Here is a 14,338-nt window from a genome sequence, read left to right on the forward strand (position 1 = left end):
CCTTCTGGAGCGGCTCGAAGCCAAGCTCGAGCAATATCCCGATCAGTTGACGCGGGCCTGCGTCGAACTCGCCAAGGACTGGCGCACCGACCGCTACCTGCGCCGGCTGGAAGCCATGATGCTGGTTGCCGACAAATCGGTCTCGCTGGCGTTGACCGGCACCGGCGACGTGCTCGAGCCCGAACATGGCGTCATGGCCATCGGCTCCGGCGGCAACTACGCGCTGGCCGCCGCCCGCGCGCTGATGGACACCGACAAGGACGCCGAGGAGATCGCCCGCAAGGCGATGCAGATCGCGGCCGACATCTGCGTCTACACCAACAGCAATTTTGTCGTCGAAACGCTCGATGCCGCCTGAGGCAATCGACCATGATCCCGAAAAGTGGGACCCGGTTTTCGGATAAGATCATGGCCAATCAAGAGCACAGCTACGATTTTCGGCCGGTGACCGAAAAAGACCTGCCGATGATCGCCGGCTGGCTGGCCGAGCCGCATGTCGCCGAATGGTGGGACGATCCGCAAAAAGAGATCGCCGAGATCCGCGAGCACATCGACTCGGTTTCGGTCGAGCCGCTGATCGTCGAGCTCGACGGCAGCCCGATCGCCTATCTGCAGAGCTACGATCCGCATCTGGAGGACGATCATCCCTATGCCGACCAGCCGTTCGGCACGCTGGGCATCGACCTGTCGATCGGTCGGGCCGAGCTGGTCGGCGTCGGCCACGGCTCGGCCATCGTGCGGCAGTTCGTCGAGCAGCTTTTCGAGGAAGGGGCGCCGCGCGTCATCATCGATCCGCATCCGGACAATGGCCGCGCCATTCGCGCCTATGAGAAGGCCGGCTTCAGGGCCATCGGCCGCAGACAATCGCAATATGGGGACGTCGTGCTGATGGCCGTCGATGCGGCCGGCACGGAAGAGGGGGGCTGACCAAATGAACGCGACGGGCGACGACAACAGCTATTCGGCCTATGAGGACAGCTGGCGCATGGGGCTGCTGCTCGTGCTGGCTTTGCTCATCTTCCAGGCCGGCGCGCTTTACGGCATGGGCCATCCTCCGATCTGCACCTGCGGCTACGTGAAACTCTGGCACGGCGTGGTGCTGAGCTCGGAAAACTCGCAGCACATTTCCGACTGGTACACGCCCTCGCACATCATCCATGGCTTCCTGTTCTACGCGCTGGCGCGCTTTCTCTTTCCGCGCTCGCCGATCGGGCTCAGGCTCGCCTTCGCCGTCCTCATCGAAGGCGGCTGGGAACTGCTCGAGAACAGCCCTTTCATCATCGAGCGCTACCGCGCCGGCACGATCTCGCTCGATTATTACGGCGACTCGATCATCAATTCGGTGTCCGACACGCTGGCCATGGTTCTGGGATTTGTGATGGCGCGAAAGCTTCCTATATGGGTGGTCGTCGCCCTCGCCCTCATCTTCGAGCTCGGCACTGGCTACATCATCCGGGACAATCTGACGCTCAACGTGATCATGCTGCTGCATCCGTTCGAGTCCATCAAGCAGTGGCAAAGTGGAATTTAGTGACATGAGCACATTCTCCCCCCGCGAAATCGTTTCGGAACTCGACCGCTTCATCATCGGCCAGAAGGACGCCAAGCGCGCCGTGGCCATTGCGCTGCGCAACCGCTGGCGCCGCCAGCAGTTGCAAGGCCAGATGCGCGAGGAGGTGATGCCGAAGAACATCCTGATGATCGGCCCGACCGGCGTCGGCAAGACCGAGATCTCGCGCCGCCTGGCTCGCCTCGCCGGCGCGCCCTTCGTCAAGGTCGAGGCGACCAAGTTCACCGAGGTCGGCTATGTCGGCCGCGACGTCGAGCAGATCGTGCGCGACCTGGTCGAGGTCGCCATCGGCCTGGCGCGCGAGAAGATGCGCGAGGACGTCGCGGCGCGCGCCCAGATCAATGCCGAGGAACGCGTGCTGGAGGCCCTGGTCGGCAAGACGGCGAGCCCGGCCACGCGCGATAGTTTCCGCAAGAAGCTGCGCGAGGGCGAGCTCGACGACAAGGAGATCGAGATCGAAGTCGCCGACACCGGCACCGGCGGCATGCCCGGCTTCGAGATACCCGGCATGCCGGGCGGCAATATCGGCGTGCTCAACATCAACGATATGCTGTCGAAGGCGATGGGCGGCCGCAAGACCAAGAGCCGCAAGACCACGGTGCGCGATTCCTACGCGCTGCTGGTCAACGACGAGTCCGACAAGCTGCTCGACCAGGACGAGGTGATCCGCCGGGCGCTCGACGCGACGGAAAATGACGGCATCGTCTTCCTCGACGAGATCGACAAGATCGCCGCCAGGTCAGACATTTCGGGCGGCCCGTCGCGCGAAGGCGTGCAGCGCGACCTGCTGCCGCTGGTCGAAGGCACGACGGTCGCGACGAAGTACGGCCCGGTAAAGACCGACCATATCCTGTTCATCGCCTCCGGCGCCTTCCATGTGTCGAAGCCGTCCGACCTTTTGCCGGAACTGCAGGGCCGCCTGCCGATCCGCGTCGAGCTGCGCGCGCTGGAGAAGGAGGACTTCGTCCGCATCCTCACCGAGACCGAGGCGAGCCTGATCAAGCAGTATGTCGCGCTGATGAAGACGGAAGGGGTCGAGCTGACCTTCACCGACGATGCCATCGATTCGCTGGCCGGCATTGCCGTCGATCTCAACGCCAGCGTCGAGAATATCGGCGCACGCCGCCTGCAGACGGTGATGGAGCGGGTGCTCGACGAGATCTCCTACGACGCGCCGGACCGCAACGGCACAACCGTCACCATCGACGCCGCCTATGTGCAAAAGCATGTCGGCGACCTCTCGAGGAACACGGATTTGTCCAGATTCATCCTGTAAATGCATGTCGCCCAAAAGTGCGCAGCGGTTTTGGGACAACGATATGCATCAGCAAGGAACCCGATGCTGGGCAGGGTTCCGGCTTCGGGCGGGCCGGTAAGGCTTGCCCGGTGCGGCGGGCGGGGTGTGGCCAAATGGAAGCAACCGGCCGGCTTTCGCCCCGGCGGCAGGCGGGCTTCTCTCGACTCTCCCTCCTGCTTTACCTAGTTTGCCCGGCGACTCGGGCGTGCCCCAGACTGGCGAGCGGTTTGGGAGGCGCATGGAAGACAACACTTAAGGCGCGTTGCCGGATCGCTCCGGCCGTGCGCCTTGACGGGCGGCGGCGTATGAAAAAACGGCTTCTTCTCCTTCTCGGCCTGGCTATGGCGGCGGCTGTTTCTATTGCCGACGCGCGGACCCTGGTGCCGCCGGGAAACCGCAACGCGGTCCAGCCCGACATACCGGGCGCCTCCAGCCGGCGCACACAAGCCACCAACACCACCTTCCAGGCCAAGTACCGCAAGGTCTACGCGCTGCTGAAGAGCGACGCCGATCTGCGCGCCAAGATCAGCAAGGAGGCCGCCGCCTACGGCATCGACCCGATGCACATCGTCGGCGCCATCGTCGGCGAGCATACCTACAATGTCGACGCCTACGACCGGCTGCAGACCTATTACGTCAAGGCGATCTCCTACCTGTCGAGCAAGCTCTCCTTCGCCTATGACGGCGAGGACATCAGCGATTTCGTCCAGCGCCCCGAATTCAAGAAATGCGCCGGCATGACCGACAGCTACGATCTGTGGGAGTGCCGCGAGCAGGTCTGGAACCATTCTTTCCGCGGCAAAAGCGTTGGCGGCACAAGCTTCCCCAACGACCGGTTCGGCGCCACCTTCTTCCAGCCCTACTATGCCGGCCAGACCTTCGGCCTCGGCCAGCTCAATCCGCTGACCGCGCTGCAGATGAGCGATCTCGTGCACAAGGTTTCCGGACTGCCGAAGCTCGACGTCGGCGATCCGAACACGGTCTACAAGACCATCATGGATCCGGACCTGACGCTGGCCTATGTCGCGGCGACGATCAGGACGTCGATCGATGCTTATAAGAACATTGCCGGCTTCGACATCTCCGACAATCCCGGGCTCACCGCAACGCTCTACAATGTCGGCAATCCCGAGCAGCGCGCCTCTGCCTTGAAGGCCGAGAACGACAAGCGCCGCGCTGCGGGCGAGCCGGAAAAGCTGCCCGAAGAAAACTATTACGGCTGGCTGGTCAACGACAAACTGGACGAGCTGAAGGCGCTGTTCTAGCGCCCTTTAGCCTTCCGCGTCGAGAAACGCCTCGAATTTGCGCAATTCCCCGGCGTCCGCCTCGACCATGTGGCGCGGTTCCGGATAGGCGCCCGACCGGATGTCGTCGGCATATTCGCTAAACGCGGCGATGCGCTCGTTCTGGATGCGGTCGAACTCCGCCGCGAGGTCGCGGTAACGCTTGGCGTGGCGCGGATAGCGGCCGCGATTGGTGCCGAGCACGTCTTCCGAGAACAGGTATTGCGCATCGCAGCCGGCGCCGGCGCCCATCGAGATCATGATCAGCGGCGTGCGCCGCGAGATCGCGCTGGCGACCTCGGCCGGCACCACCTCGATTTCGGCGGCGAAGGCGCCGGCCGCCTCGAGGTCCTTGACCTGTTTCCAGACGAAGGCGGCGCTTTCGGCGGTCTTGCCGACCGCCTTGAAGCCGCCGGTCCAGGTCGCATGCGCCGGGATCAGGCCGACATGGCCGCAGACCGGGATGTGCTCGTCGCGCAGGCGGCGGATCGTCTGCAGGCTGGCCGAGCAGTACATGGCGTCGGCGCTTGCGGCGCGCAGCTTCACAGCCATGCGCAGGATCTCGTCGGTGGTGGCGCCCATCTTCGCCTGCTCGTCGCCAGGAATGGCAAAGCAGGTCGGCGCGGCGTCGCGAAAGCGCGGATCGAAGATCAGCTCATAGGTGACCGAGATCATGTCGATGCCGGCGCGTTCGGCGGCTTCCGCCTCGTCCAGCGAGAATACTCGCAGCTTGGAGAGCTGCCGCTTGCCCTTCAGCGCTTGCAGGTCGGCGACCGTCGGTCTGCTGCGTGCCATCCTTTTGGTCTCCCTCATGCCGGCGAGATGCTTGCAGTTTCCCTAGGCCTCACGCCGCCAGCAGCGATTTCAGCTTGACCGTTTGCGAGCCGAGCGCCTCGGATCCCGGCGCCGCGCGCTTGGCGATCAGCATCTCCGCCAGGCGGATGTCGCGCGCCACCGCATTGCCCGGACCGATGCCGCTGGCGGCGACCAGCCGTCCGTCCTCGGCCAGGTGGAACAGGATGAACGCGCCGTCGTCGAGATCGCGCCGCACCATGCTCCTGCCCTCGTCGGAAAGCCCGGCGATCTGCAGCGTTAGTCCATACTGATCCGACCAGAACCACGGCACCGCCGCATGCGCCTCGCCGGCGCCGAGCATGTTTTTCGCCGCCAGCGCGCCCTGCTCCTGCGCGTTGCGCCAGGCTTCCAGCCGCACGCGGCGGCCGCCATAGGCGGCAAGCGGGAACGAGCAGCAGTCGCCGGCGGCGAAGATGTCGGGGTCGGCGGTCCGCAGCTCGGCGTCGACAGCGATGCCATTGTCGACCGCCAGCCCGGCTTCCGCGGCAAGCCCGGTCACCGGCACGGCGCCGATGCCGATCACCGCCAGGTCGGCGACGATTTGCTGTCCGCCGGTAAGGCTGATGCGCACCTCTTTGCCGTCATCGGCGATCGCTTCGATGCCCTGGCCGGCGAGGATGGTCACGCTTTCGGCCTCATGCGCCTTGTGGATCACCGCTGCGATCTCGGCCGGCACGCCGCGCATCAGGATGCGCGGCTGCGCCTCGATGACGGTGACGGTGGCGCCGAGCTTGCGCGACGAAGCGGCGAGTTCGAGGCCGATGAAACCGCCGCCGATGATGGCTACGCGGTTCTTCGGATTGAGATGCGCGCGAATGGCGAGCGCATCGTTGAAGGTCCTCAAATAGACGCAGCGTTCGCCCAGCCCCGGCATCGGCAGCTTGCGCGGCAGCGAGCCGGTCGCCAGCAAAAGCTTGTCGTAGCGCAGCGAGGAACCGTCCGACAGGCGCACGAGACGCTCTGCGCGGTCGATCGCCACGGCGCGGACCGAATGGATATGCCGGATCGAGCGTTCGGCCAGCACCGCGTCGCTGGTGATCGATTTGATCGCCGGCGCCGGGCCGGTCATCGCCTCTTTCGACAGCGGCGGCCGCTCATAGGGCAGATGCGGTTCGTCGCCAACCAGCGTCACCGGGCCCTCGTAACCCAGGTCGCGCAGCGTCAGCGCCGCCCGTCCGCCGCATTCGCCGGCGCCGATGATCACCATTCCCGCGTGCATTTCCCTCACCCGATCTGAATGAGGACTTTGCCGGCGTCGACCTTGACCGGATAGGTCCTGAGGTTGACGCAGACCGGCGCGCCCTTGGCCGCCCCGGTCTTGTAGTTGAAGCGGCCATTGTGCTTCGGGCATTCGATGATGTCGTCCATGACCAGGCCGTCGGCCAGGTGCACCTTCTCATGCGAGCAGAGCCCATCGGTGGCGAAATACTCGTCGTCGGGGCTGCGGTAGATGGCGAAGGTGCGGCCGCCATGGTCGAACCGCTTCACGTCTTCCTCGTCGATGTCATCGGCCTTGCAGGCCTCGATCCAGTCGCTCATCGATCTCTCCGATACTCTGCCTGGCGCCCGCCATTGCATGGCGCCCACTTGTCTGCGGCTTGGCGCTTTAGGGCGATCTCACTCGGCCGCGGCGGCGGCCTTGTCGTTGTGCAATTCCTCGCGATAGGGCCGGGCGGTCGGCGGCAGCTCGCGCTTGAGGAAATAGTCCTCGTTGCGCAGCTGGCGCAGGAAGGCCGGGATCACTTCGCGGTAGCCGGCCAGGATCGACGGCGTCGGCGCCGGCAGGTCGTGCTTGATCAGCTCGTGCAGCCTGGGCAGCGCGTGATAGGGCACCATCGGGAACATGTGGTGCTCCACATGGTAGTTCATGTTCCAGTAGATGAACCGGCTGATCGGGTTCATGTAGACGGTGCGGCTGTTCAGCCGGTAGTCGATGACGTTGTCGGCCAGCCCGCCATGCTGCAGGATGCCGGTCAGCACATGGTGCCAGGCGCCATAGAGACGGGGCAGGCCGACCAGCATCAGCGGCAGGAACGAGCCCGTGTAGAGCGCCAGCGCGATCGTCGCCGCGTAGATCGCCAGCCAGATGCGCGCGATCAGGATCGCCCTTGGCACCTCCTGCTCGGGAACATAGGTCCTTTCCTCGGCGTTGATGATGCCGGCTGAATGACGGACCATGTCCTTCATCGCATGCCAGCCGTCGAGGACGCCGACGAAGGCGAGGACGACGCGGATGAGGTCCGGCGGCCGCATGATGGCGATTTCCGGGTCGCGGCCGACGATGATGGTGTCGGTGTGGTGGCGCGTATGGCTCCAGCGCCAGGTCACCGGATTGCGCATGATCATGAAGCAGGCGAGCTGATAGACCGCGTCGTTCATCCACTGGGTGCGGAAAGCGGTGCCATGGCCGCATTCGTGCCAGCGCGAGTCGGTCGACGAGCCGTAGAGCGTGCCGTAGACGAAGAAGAACGGCACGCACCACCACGTGCCCCAGAACCAGGCGCCGCCGGCGCCGCTGACGACCAGGGCGCCGAGCCAGATGATGGTATCGCGCAGCGCCGGTCCGTCGGAACGCTGCATCAGCTCCTTCATCTGCTTGCGGGGAACTTCGGTGTGGTACCACTCGGCCGCCGCCAGCCCGTTGTCGACGGCCAGCTGCGTGTCGCGGCCCACCAGGCTGTAATCGCGTCGCGACGGCGTCGCGGACAATGCTTCCGCCATTCCGGGGTCCTCCACCACGCCTCACGGATCTCCTGCCGGCCAATGCCGAGCCTGGGATCGCAGGCGTCGAAATTCAAAATAGCGGCAACAAATGATAGGATCAACATCATGAAGATAGTTTCTATCATTTTCCATCAGGCTGGTGTAGGAAGGGAGGCTATCGGAGGACCATCATGGCGAAACGGCCGACCATCACCGATCTGGCGCGCATTTCCGGGGTCAGCGTCGCCACCGTCGACCGCGTGCTCAACAACCGCTTGCCGGTTCGCGAGGAGACCGCGCGCCGCGTCTACGAAGCGGCGACCGATATCGGCTACCACGCGGCTGGGCTGATCCGGCAGCGCATGCGCCAGGAATTGCCGGAATATCGCCTCGGCTTCCTGTTGCTCAGGCGCGAGGACTTTTTCTACGGCGAGTTCGCCCGCGAGCTCGAACTGGCGGTCGCGCAGTCGCAGCGTTTTCGCGGCACCGCGGCGGTAGACTTCACCAGTTCGCTGGTGCCGGACGAGATCGCCGCGGAGATGCGCAGGCTGGCGACCAGATCGAGGGCCGTCGCCCTGGTCGGGCCCGATCACCCGACATTGACCGCCGCCGTCGAGGCGCTGAAGGCGAGGGGCCTGCCGGTCTTTTCGCTGCTCTCCGATTTTGCCTCCGGCATCCGCGAGGGCTATGTCGGGCTCGACAACCGCAAGGTCGGCCGCACCGCCGCCTGGATGATCGCCAAGGCGGCGAGGAAGCCCGGCAAGGTCGCCCTTTTCGTCGGCAGCCACCGCTTCCACGGTCATGAACTGCGCGAGATCGGCTTCCGCTCCTTCTTCCGCGAGCATGCGCCGGAGTTCACCGTGCTGGAGACGCTGGTCAATCTCGAGGCAAACCAGGTCACTCACGACGCGATGATCGACCTCCTGGCGCGGCATCCCGATCTCGCCGGCTGCTATGTCGCCGGCGGCGGCATGGAAGGCGCGGTCTCGGGCCTGCGGGAAGCGCGGCCGAAGCAGATGCCGGCGGTCGTCTGCAATGAGATCACGCCCGTGTCGCGCGCCGCGCTTGCCGACAACATATTGACCATGGTGATCTCCACTCCGCTCGCCGCGCTCTGCCGCGAACTTGTCGACCTGATGGCGCATGCCATCGAGGCCGGCGCCGCCAACGCGCCGGGCCAGACCTTCCTGCCCTTCGACATCTATTTGCCGGAAAACATCTAGCCGGGGCCGGCTATCCGCCCGCCGGCGCGGGCAGCCGCGGCAAATGATAGAATCTATCAGACGGGACCGAAAATCCGGCGCTCGGCTTTCGATTCGCCCTTGACGCCTTCGCCAGAAATGGAATAAATATTTCATGAACTAGGCATTTTGGTTCTTTCGTTCCGGAACATCTGTTTCAAACACAGGACTTGGCGTTCCATCACGCGGGAGGCGCCCTCCGGAATCGAGATGGCAAGCGGGAGAGATTCCTCGGGAGATCGGGGATTCCGGGCAAAAATCGGTGCAGCCGGACACCATGTGGAGGAGAAATACAATGAAGAAACTGCTTTTGGGCGTCGCTTTCGCGGCGCTGATGAGTTCGTCCGCCTTTGCCGCCAAGGTTGGCGTGTCGATGGCCAAGTTCGACGACAACTTCCTCACCGTGCTGCGCAACGGCATGATCGAGCAGGCCAAGGGCATGGACGGTGTCGAGCTGCAGGTCGAAGACGCGCAGAACGACGTCGCCAAGCAGCTCGACCAGATCAAGAACTTCGCCGCCTCGGGCGTCGACGCCATCATCGTCAACCCGGTCGACACCTCGGCCACGCAGGCGATGTCCGACGCGGCGGCCGCCGCCAAGATCCCGCTCGTCTACGTCAACCGCGAACCGGTCAACGTCGACTCGCTGCCCGAAAACCAGGCCTTCGTCGCCTCGAACGAAGCCGATTCCGGCACGCTCGAAACCAAGGAAGCCTGCCGCCTGTTCACCGAAGCCGGCAAGAAGGAGGCCAACGTCTACGTGATCATGGGCGAGCTTTCCAACCAGGCTGCGGTGCAGCGCACCAAGGACATCGAGGAAGTGATTGCCACGCCGGAGTGCAGCTTCATCAAGATCATCGACAAGCAGACCTCGAACTGGGACCGTGACCAGGCGCAGAACCTGATGACCAACTGGCTGTCGACCGGCAAGCCGTTCGACGGCGTCATCGCCAACAACGACGAAAGCGCCATCGGCGCCATCCAGGCAATGAAGGCCGCCAACATCGACATGAAGACGGTCGTCGTCGGCGGCGTCGATGCCACCCAGGACGCGCTCGCCGCGATGCAGGCCGGCGATCTCGACGTGACGGTGTTCCAGGACGCCGCCGGCCAGGGCGCCGGCGCGCTCGATGCCGCGCTCAAGCTGTCCAAGGGCGAGAAGGTCGAGCACAAGGTCTATGTGCCGTTCCAGCTCGTCACGCCGGCCAACATCGACAAGTTCCTGAAGAAGAACTGAGGCTGGCCGTTCACTAGCGCAGTTCCAAGGAAAAGCGTGAAACGGTTTTCCGCGCGAAATTGCGACAGAGAAATAGGGCGGCGCATCAGATCAGAACAACGGCGCCGCCCCTCGTTTCCTCCCGCCCGTGCGGGCGGGAGGGCGAATGCGGCCGACGGAGGAAAGAGACGTGGCACAGACATCCCATGGCGTTGGCGGGCTGACCTACGATGCTAAGAAGCGTGCATGGCCTGCCGAGTTCAACGTTTTCCTGGCGCTCGTCATCCTCGTCGGCGCTTTCGAGCTGATCGGCCGGGTCTTTCTCGGTGACAGCTTCCTGTTCAACACCCGCGACAATGTCGATGCCATCTTCAACGAGCAGCGCCTGCAGATCATCATCCTGCAGGTGTCGATCGTCGGCATCATCGCCATCGGCGTGACGCAGGTGATCATTTGCGGCGGCATCGACCTGTCCTCGGGCTCGGTCGTCGGCGCCACCGCGATGATCGCCATGAGCTTCGCCCAGGTGGCGACCGTCAACGGCAATCCCAACCCCAAGGCGATGTTCATCGACTATGGCTTGACCGACCTTCCGGTCATCGTGCCGGTGCTGGTCGCCATCGGCTGCGGCTTGATCGCCGGCCTGGTCAACGGCCTTCTGATCGCCTACACGCGCATCCCGCCCTTCATCGCCACGCTCGGCATGATGGTCACCGCGCGCGGCATCGCCAAATGGTGGTCCAAGGGCCAGCCGATCTCGTTTCCGACCGACAGCTTCGCGGCGATAGGCAAGGGCCTGATGCCGGTCATCATCTTCATCTCGCTGGCGATCCTGTTCCAGCTGATCCTGACCTACACCAAGTACGGCAAGCACTGCTATGCCATCGGCTCCAACGAGGATGCCGCGCGCATGTCGGGCATCAAGATCGCCAACCACAAGGTGCTGGTCTATGTCATCGCCAGCATCCTCGCATCGCTCGCCGCCGTCGTGCTCTGCTCCAAGAACCTCACCGCCCAGGCCGGCATGGGCGTCATGTACGAGCTCGACGCCATCGCCATGGCGGTCATCGGCGGCGTCTCGCTGTCGGGCGGCCGCGGCTCGATTATCGGCACCGTCATCGGCTCGCTGATCTTCGGCGTCATCATCTCCGGCTTCACCTTCCTGCGCCTCGACGCCTACTACCAGGAGATGGTCAAGGGCGTGATCATCGTCGGCGCGGTGGTTCTCGACCAATGGCGCCAGCGTCGCCGCGCGATAGGAGCTTGACCATGTCGGACATCGTTCTCAAGACCGAAAACCTAACCAAGCGCTATGGCGGCGTGCATGCTCTCGAAGGCGCCAACTTCGAACTGCGCAAGGGCGAGCATGTCGCCATCATGGGCGACAACGGCGCCGGCAAGTCGACCTTCGTGCGACAGATCACCGGCGTCGAGCAGCGGACCGACGGCAAGGTCTGGTTCGACGGCAAGGAGGTGAGCTTCGCCGGGCCGATCGAGGCGCGCGAGGCGGGCATCGAAACCGTGTTCCAGAACCTCGCGCTTGCCGACGATCTCGACGTGCCGTCCAACCTGTTCCTAGGCCGCGAGAAGGTGCTGTTCAATCTCGGCCCGTTCTCGATTCTGGATCGCAAGTACATGCGCAAGGCGACCGAGGCCGCACTGGTCCGCACCGCGGTCAAGATCCCGAACCTCTCCAGCACCATTCGCCACATGTCGGGCGGCCAGCGCCAGTGCGTGGCAATCGCCCGCACGGCGACCTTCGCCTCCAAGCTGATCATCATGGACGAGCCGACGGCGGCGCTCGGCGTGCAGGAGACGGCACAGGTCGAAAACATCATCCGCACGCTGAAGGAAAATGGCGAGCCGCTGATCCTGATCAGCCACAACATGCGCCAGGTGTTCGACCTGGTCGACCGTATCGTCGTCTTCCGGCGCGGCAAGATCGTCGCCAATCTGCGCAAGCAGGACACTGACGGCAACGACATTGTCGCCTATATCACCGGCGCCAAGACCGGACAGGCGGAGCTCCAGGCCGCCTGACGGCCGGGATCAACCAGATCGTCCGCGCCAGACAGGCGCGGACATGTTTTTAGAACCACCCTCAAAGGACAATTCATGACTATCCGCTTCGCACTTCTCGGCGCCGGCCGCATCGGCAAGGTCCACGCCCGCGCCGTCGGCTCCAATCCCGATGCAAAACTTGTTGCCGTGGCGGACGCCTTCGAGAAGGCGGCGAGCGACCTGGCCTCGGCCTATGGTGCCGAAGTGCGCAGCATCGAGGCCATCGAGAAGGCCAAGGACATCGACGCCGTCATCATCTGCACGCCGACCGACACCCATGCCGACCTCATCGAGCGCTTTGCCAAGGCCGGCAAGGCGATCTTCTGCGAGAAGCCGATCGATCTCGACGTCAAGCGCGTCGAGAAGTGCCTGGCCGTGGTCGAGAAGGCCGGCGCCACGCTGATGGTCGGCTTCAACCGCCGCTTCGACCCGCATTTCGCCGCCGTGCGCAAGGCCATCGACGACGGCGCCATCGGCGCGGTGGAGATGGTCACCATCACCTCGCGCGATCCGGGCGCGCCGCCGCTCGACTACATCGCCCGCTCCGGCGGCATCTTCCGCGACATGACCATCCACGATTTCGACATGGCGCGCTTCCTGCTCGGCGAGGAGCCGGTGGCGGTGAGCGCACACGCTTCGGTGCTTGTGGACAAAAAAATCGGCGAGGCCGGCGATTTCGACTCGGTCAGCGTCATCCTCGAGACCGCGTCCGGCAAGCAGGCTGTCATCTCCAACTCGCGCCGCGCCACCTATGGCTACGACCAGCGCATCGAGGTGCACGGCTCGAAGGGCATGGTCGCCGCCGAGACCCAGCGGCCGGTGTCGATCGAGCTCGCCAACGACAAGGGCTATACGCGCCCGCCGCTGCACGACTTCTTCATGACCCGCTACCTCGACGCCTACGCCAACGAGATCGCAGCCTTCATCGGCGCGGCAACCAAAGGCAAGAAGGCGGCGCCAAGCGGAACGGACGGCCTTGTGGCGCTGAAGCTTGCGGACGCGGCGCTCAAATCGGCGAAGACCGGCAAGACTGTTCGCGTCGACTGAGCTTTTTGAGTTCGAACACAGGAGAACAGCGATGAGCGGTTTGGCCGGTCGCAATTCGGAAACGCGCGCCATCGTCACCGGCGGCGCGCAAGGCATCGGCTTCGCCGTCGCCGAGGCGCTGGCCGACGAGGGCTGCCGCGCGCTGGCGCTGGTCGGCCGCTCGCAGGAGAAGGGCGACAAGGCGGTCGCGGCGCTGAAGAAGGGCGGCGTCGACGCCATCTTCATCAGCGCCGACGTCGCCAAGGTCGCCGACTGCAAGCGCGCCGTCGACACGGCGATCGCGCATTTCGGCACGCTGAACGCGCTGGTCAACGCCGCCGCCACCTCGGCCCGCGGCTCGCTGATCGAAACGACAGAGGACGTCTTCGACCAGATCTTCGACACCAATGTGCGCGGCCCCTTCTTCCTGATGCAGGGCCTGGTCGCACATCTTCTGGCCCGCAAGGCGCCGGGCTCGATCGTCAACGTGCTGTCGATGTCGGCGCATGCCGGCCAGTCCTTCCTGACGCCCTATTCGACCAGCAAGGGCGCGCTGATGACGCTGACCAAGAATGTCGCCAGCTCCTATCGGAGGAACCGCATCCGCTGCAACGCGGTGCTGCCGGGCTGGATGGACACCGAGGGCGAGGCGATCGTGCAGAAGAAGTGGCACGACGCCCCGGACGACTGGCTGGAAAAGGCCGAGGCCACGCAGCCGATGGGCCAGCTGGTCAAGCCGGCGCAGCTTGCCCGGCTGATCACCTATATGCTCAGCCCGCAGGCCGGTGTGATGACCGGCTCGCTGGTCGACTACGACCAGAACATTGCCGGCGTGGTCGGCGAGTAGGGCCGGCGCTGCGGCCAGCCCTTTCTCCCCGTCACTATACGGGGAGAAATGCCCGGCAGGGCAATGAGGGGCAGCGCCGACTTTGACAGCAATGGGTCCAAGCTTAGGTTGAAGGCCGATATCTCCGCCTGGCCTTGTCTTTCTGCCGTAGGCGCCGCCCCTCACCTGCCTGCCGGTATCCTCTCCCCGTATAGTGACGGGGAGAGGGGCGCCGTCATCAACGGTTTCGCCAATTGGCC

15 protein-coding genes are annotated in these 14,338 nt (G+C 64.6%); 11 read left to right on the forward strand and 4 right to left on the reverse strand.

What is annotated here, in order from left to right; all coding sequences use genetic code 11:
* From hslV to EN738_RS08190, 5 genes are all read left to right on the forward strand, one after another.
* On the forward strand, positions 1–358 hold a 358-nt coding region (gene hslV, locus EN738_RS08170; RefSeq protein WP_127283235.1), incomplete at its 5' end, for an ATP-dependent protease subunit HslV.
* Between the two features lie 50 nt (positions 359–408).
* On the forward strand, positions 409–927 hold the full coding sequence (locus tag EN738_RS08175; protein WP_127283236.1) for a GNAT family N-acetyltransferase: 519 nt from the start codon (positions 409–411) through the stop codon (positions 925–927).
* A gap of 4 nt (positions 928–931) precedes the next feature.
* Positions 932–1,531, forward strand: a complete 600-nt coding sequence (locus tag EN738_RS08180) for a DUF2585 domain-containing protein (RefSeq protein WP_127283237.1) — start codon at positions 932–934, stop codon at positions 1,529–1,531.
* Between the two features lie 4 nt (positions 1,532–1,535).
* On the forward strand, positions 1,536–2,846 hold the full coding sequence (hslU, locus tag EN738_RS08185) for an ATP-dependent protease ATPase subunit HslU (RefSeq protein WP_127283238.1): 1,311 nt from the start codon (positions 1,536–1,538) through the stop codon (positions 2,844–2,846).
* A 326-nt stretch (positions 2,847–3,172) separates the two neighbouring features.
* Positions 3,173–4,132, forward strand: coding sequence for a DUF1402 family protein (locus EN738_RS08190; RefSeq protein WP_127283239.1), 960 nt, complete (start codon positions 3,173–3,175; stop codon positions 4,130–4,132).
* A gap of 6 nt (positions 4,133–4,138) precedes the next feature.
* Here EN738_RS08190 and EN738_RS08195 read toward each other — a convergent pair whose 3' ends face one another.
* The 4 genes from EN738_RS08195 to EN738_RS08210 all read right to left on the reverse strand — a co-directional run bounded on the left by EN738_RS08195 (position 4,139) and on the right by EN738_RS08210 (position 7,726).
* Positions 4,139–4,945: a 3-methyl-2-oxobutanoate hydroxymethyltransferase gene (locus EN738_RS08195; RefSeq protein ID WP_127283240.1), complete on the reverse strand. Its 807-nt coding sequence runs from the start codon at positions 4,943–4,945 to the stop codon at positions 4,139–4,141.
* Positions 4,946–4,994: 49 nt separating this feature from the next.
* Entirely contained in the window at positions 4,995–6,224 is a 1,230-nt protein-coding gene (locus tag EN738_RS08200; protein ID WP_127283241.1) for an FAD-dependent oxidoreductase, read from the reverse strand.
* A 5-nt stretch (positions 6,225–6,229) separates the two neighbouring features.
* Positions 6,230–6,544 carry a MocE family 2Fe-2S type ferredoxin gene (locus EN738_RS08205; RefSeq protein ID WP_127283242.1) on the reverse strand — a complete coding sequence of 105 codons (315 nt, stop codon included), beginning with the start codon at positions 6,542–6,544 and terminating at the stop codon, positions 6,230–6,232.
* 78 nt (positions 6,545–6,622) lie between these two features.
* The gene (locus tag EN738_RS08210) at positions 6,623–7,726 is read right to left on the reverse strand and encodes a fatty acid desaturase family protein (RefSeq protein WP_189340329.1); all 1,104 of its coding nucleotides are present in this window, start codon (positions 7,724–7,726) and stop codon (positions 6,623–6,625) included.
* A 173-nt stretch (positions 7,727–7,899) separates the two neighbouring features.
* Here EN738_RS08210 and EN738_RS08215 point away from each other — a divergent pair, with 173 nt between their 5' ends.
* The 6 genes from EN738_RS08215 to EN738_RS08240 all read left to right on the forward strand — a co-directional run bounded on the left by EN738_RS08215 (position 7,900) and on the right by EN738_RS08240 (position 14,099).
* Positions 7,900–8,931 (forward strand): LacI family DNA-binding transcriptional regulator, encoded by a 1,032-nt coding sequence (locus EN738_RS08215; protein WP_127283243.1) that lies wholly within the window; start codon positions 7,900–7,902, stop codon positions 8,929–8,931.
* Between the two features lie 313 nt (positions 8,932–9,244).
* The gene (locus tag EN738_RS08220) at positions 9,245–10,186 is read left to right on the forward strand and encodes a sugar ABC transporter substrate-binding protein (protein WP_127283244.1); all 942 of its coding nucleotides are present in this window, start codon (positions 9,245–9,247) and stop codon (positions 10,184–10,186) included.
* A gap of 169 nt (positions 10,187–10,355) precedes the next feature.
* A complete protein-coding gene (locus tag EN738_RS08225; RefSeq protein WP_127283245.1) occupies positions 10,356–11,432 on the forward strand; it encodes an ABC transporter permease in 1,077 nt (358 codons plus the stop codon).
* Between the two features lie 2 nt (positions 11,433–11,434).
* The gene (locus EN738_RS08230) at positions 11,435–12,205 is read left to right on the forward strand and encodes an ATP-binding cassette domain-containing protein (protein WP_127283246.1); all 771 of its coding nucleotides are present in this window, start codon (positions 11,435–11,437) and stop codon (positions 12,203–12,205) included.
* Between the two features lie 75 nt (positions 12,206–12,280).
* Positions 12,281–13,273, forward strand: coding sequence for an inositol 2-dehydrogenase (gene iolG, locus EN738_RS08235; protein ID WP_127283247.1), 993 nt, complete (start codon positions 12,281–12,283; stop codon positions 13,271–13,273).
* A gap of 31 nt (positions 13,274–13,304) precedes the next feature.
* On the forward strand, positions 13,305–14,099 hold the full coding sequence (locus tag EN738_RS08240; RefSeq protein ID WP_127283248.1) for an SDR family oxidoreductase: 795 nt from the start codon (positions 13,305–13,307) through the stop codon (positions 14,097–14,099).
* The last annotated feature ends 239 nt before the right edge of the window (positions 14,100–14,338 follow it).

The sequence above is a fragment of the Mesorhizobium sp. M4B.F.Ca.ET.017.02.2.1 genome (genome assembly GCF_003998955.1).
Classification (GTDB): Bacteria; Pseudomonadota; Alphaproteobacteria; order Rhizobiales; family Rhizobiaceae; genus Mesorhizobium; species Mesorhizobium abyssinicae.

Excerpts from the sequence above, each read along its gene's own strand:
- EN738_RS08220 (WP_127283244.1), top strand. The coding sequence starts at position 9,245 with ATGAAGAAACTGCTTTTGGGCGTCGCTTTCGCGGCGCTGATGAGTTCG.
- EN738_RS08230 (WP_127283246.1), top strand. The coding sequence starts at position 11,435 with ATGTCGGACATCGTTCTCAAGACCGAAAACCTAACCAAGCGCTATGGC.
- hslU (WP_127283238.1), top strand. The coding sequence starts at position 1,536 with ATGAGCACATTCTCCCCCCGCGAAATCGTTTCGGAACTCGACCGCTTC.
- EN738_RS08190 (WP_127283239.1), top strand. The coding sequence starts at position 3,173 with ATGAAAAAACGGCTTCTTCTCCTTCTCGGCCTGGCTATGGCGGCGGCT.
- iolG (WP_127283247.1), top strand. The coding sequence starts at position 12,281 with ATGACTATCCGCTTCGCACTTCTCGGCGCCGGCCGCATCGGCAAGGTC.
- EN738_RS08210 (WP_189340329.1), bottom strand. The coding sequence starts at position 7,726 with ATGGCGGAAGCATTGTCCGCGACGCCGTCGCGACGCGATTACAGCCTG.
- EN738_RS08240 (WP_127283248.1), top strand. The coding sequence starts at position 13,305 with ATGAGCGGTTTGGCCGGTCGCAATTCGGAAACGCGCGCCATCGTCACC.
- EN738_RS08215 (WP_127283243.1), top strand. The coding sequence starts at position 7,900 with ATGGCGAAACGGCCGACCATCACCGATCTGGCGCGCATTTCCGGGGTC.
- EN738_RS08200 (WP_127283241.1), bottom strand. The coding sequence starts at position 6,224 with ATGCACGCGGGAATGGTGATCATCGGCGCCGGCGAATGCGGCGGACGG.
- EN738_RS08205 (WP_127283242.1), bottom strand. The coding sequence starts at position 6,544 with ATGAGCGACTGGATCGAGGCCTGCAAGGCCGATGACATCGACGAGGAA.
- EN738_RS08180 (WP_127283237.1), top strand. The coding sequence starts at position 932 with ATGAACGCGACGGGCGACGACAACAGCTATTCGGCCTATGAGGACAGC.
- EN738_RS08175 (WP_127283236.1), top strand. The coding sequence starts at position 409 with ATGGCCAATCAAGAGCACAGCTACGATTTTCGGCCGGTGACCGAAAAA.
- EN738_RS08195 (WP_127283240.1), bottom strand. The coding sequence starts at position 4,945 with ATGGCACGCAGCAGACCGACGGTCGCCGACCTGCAAGCGCTGAAGGGC.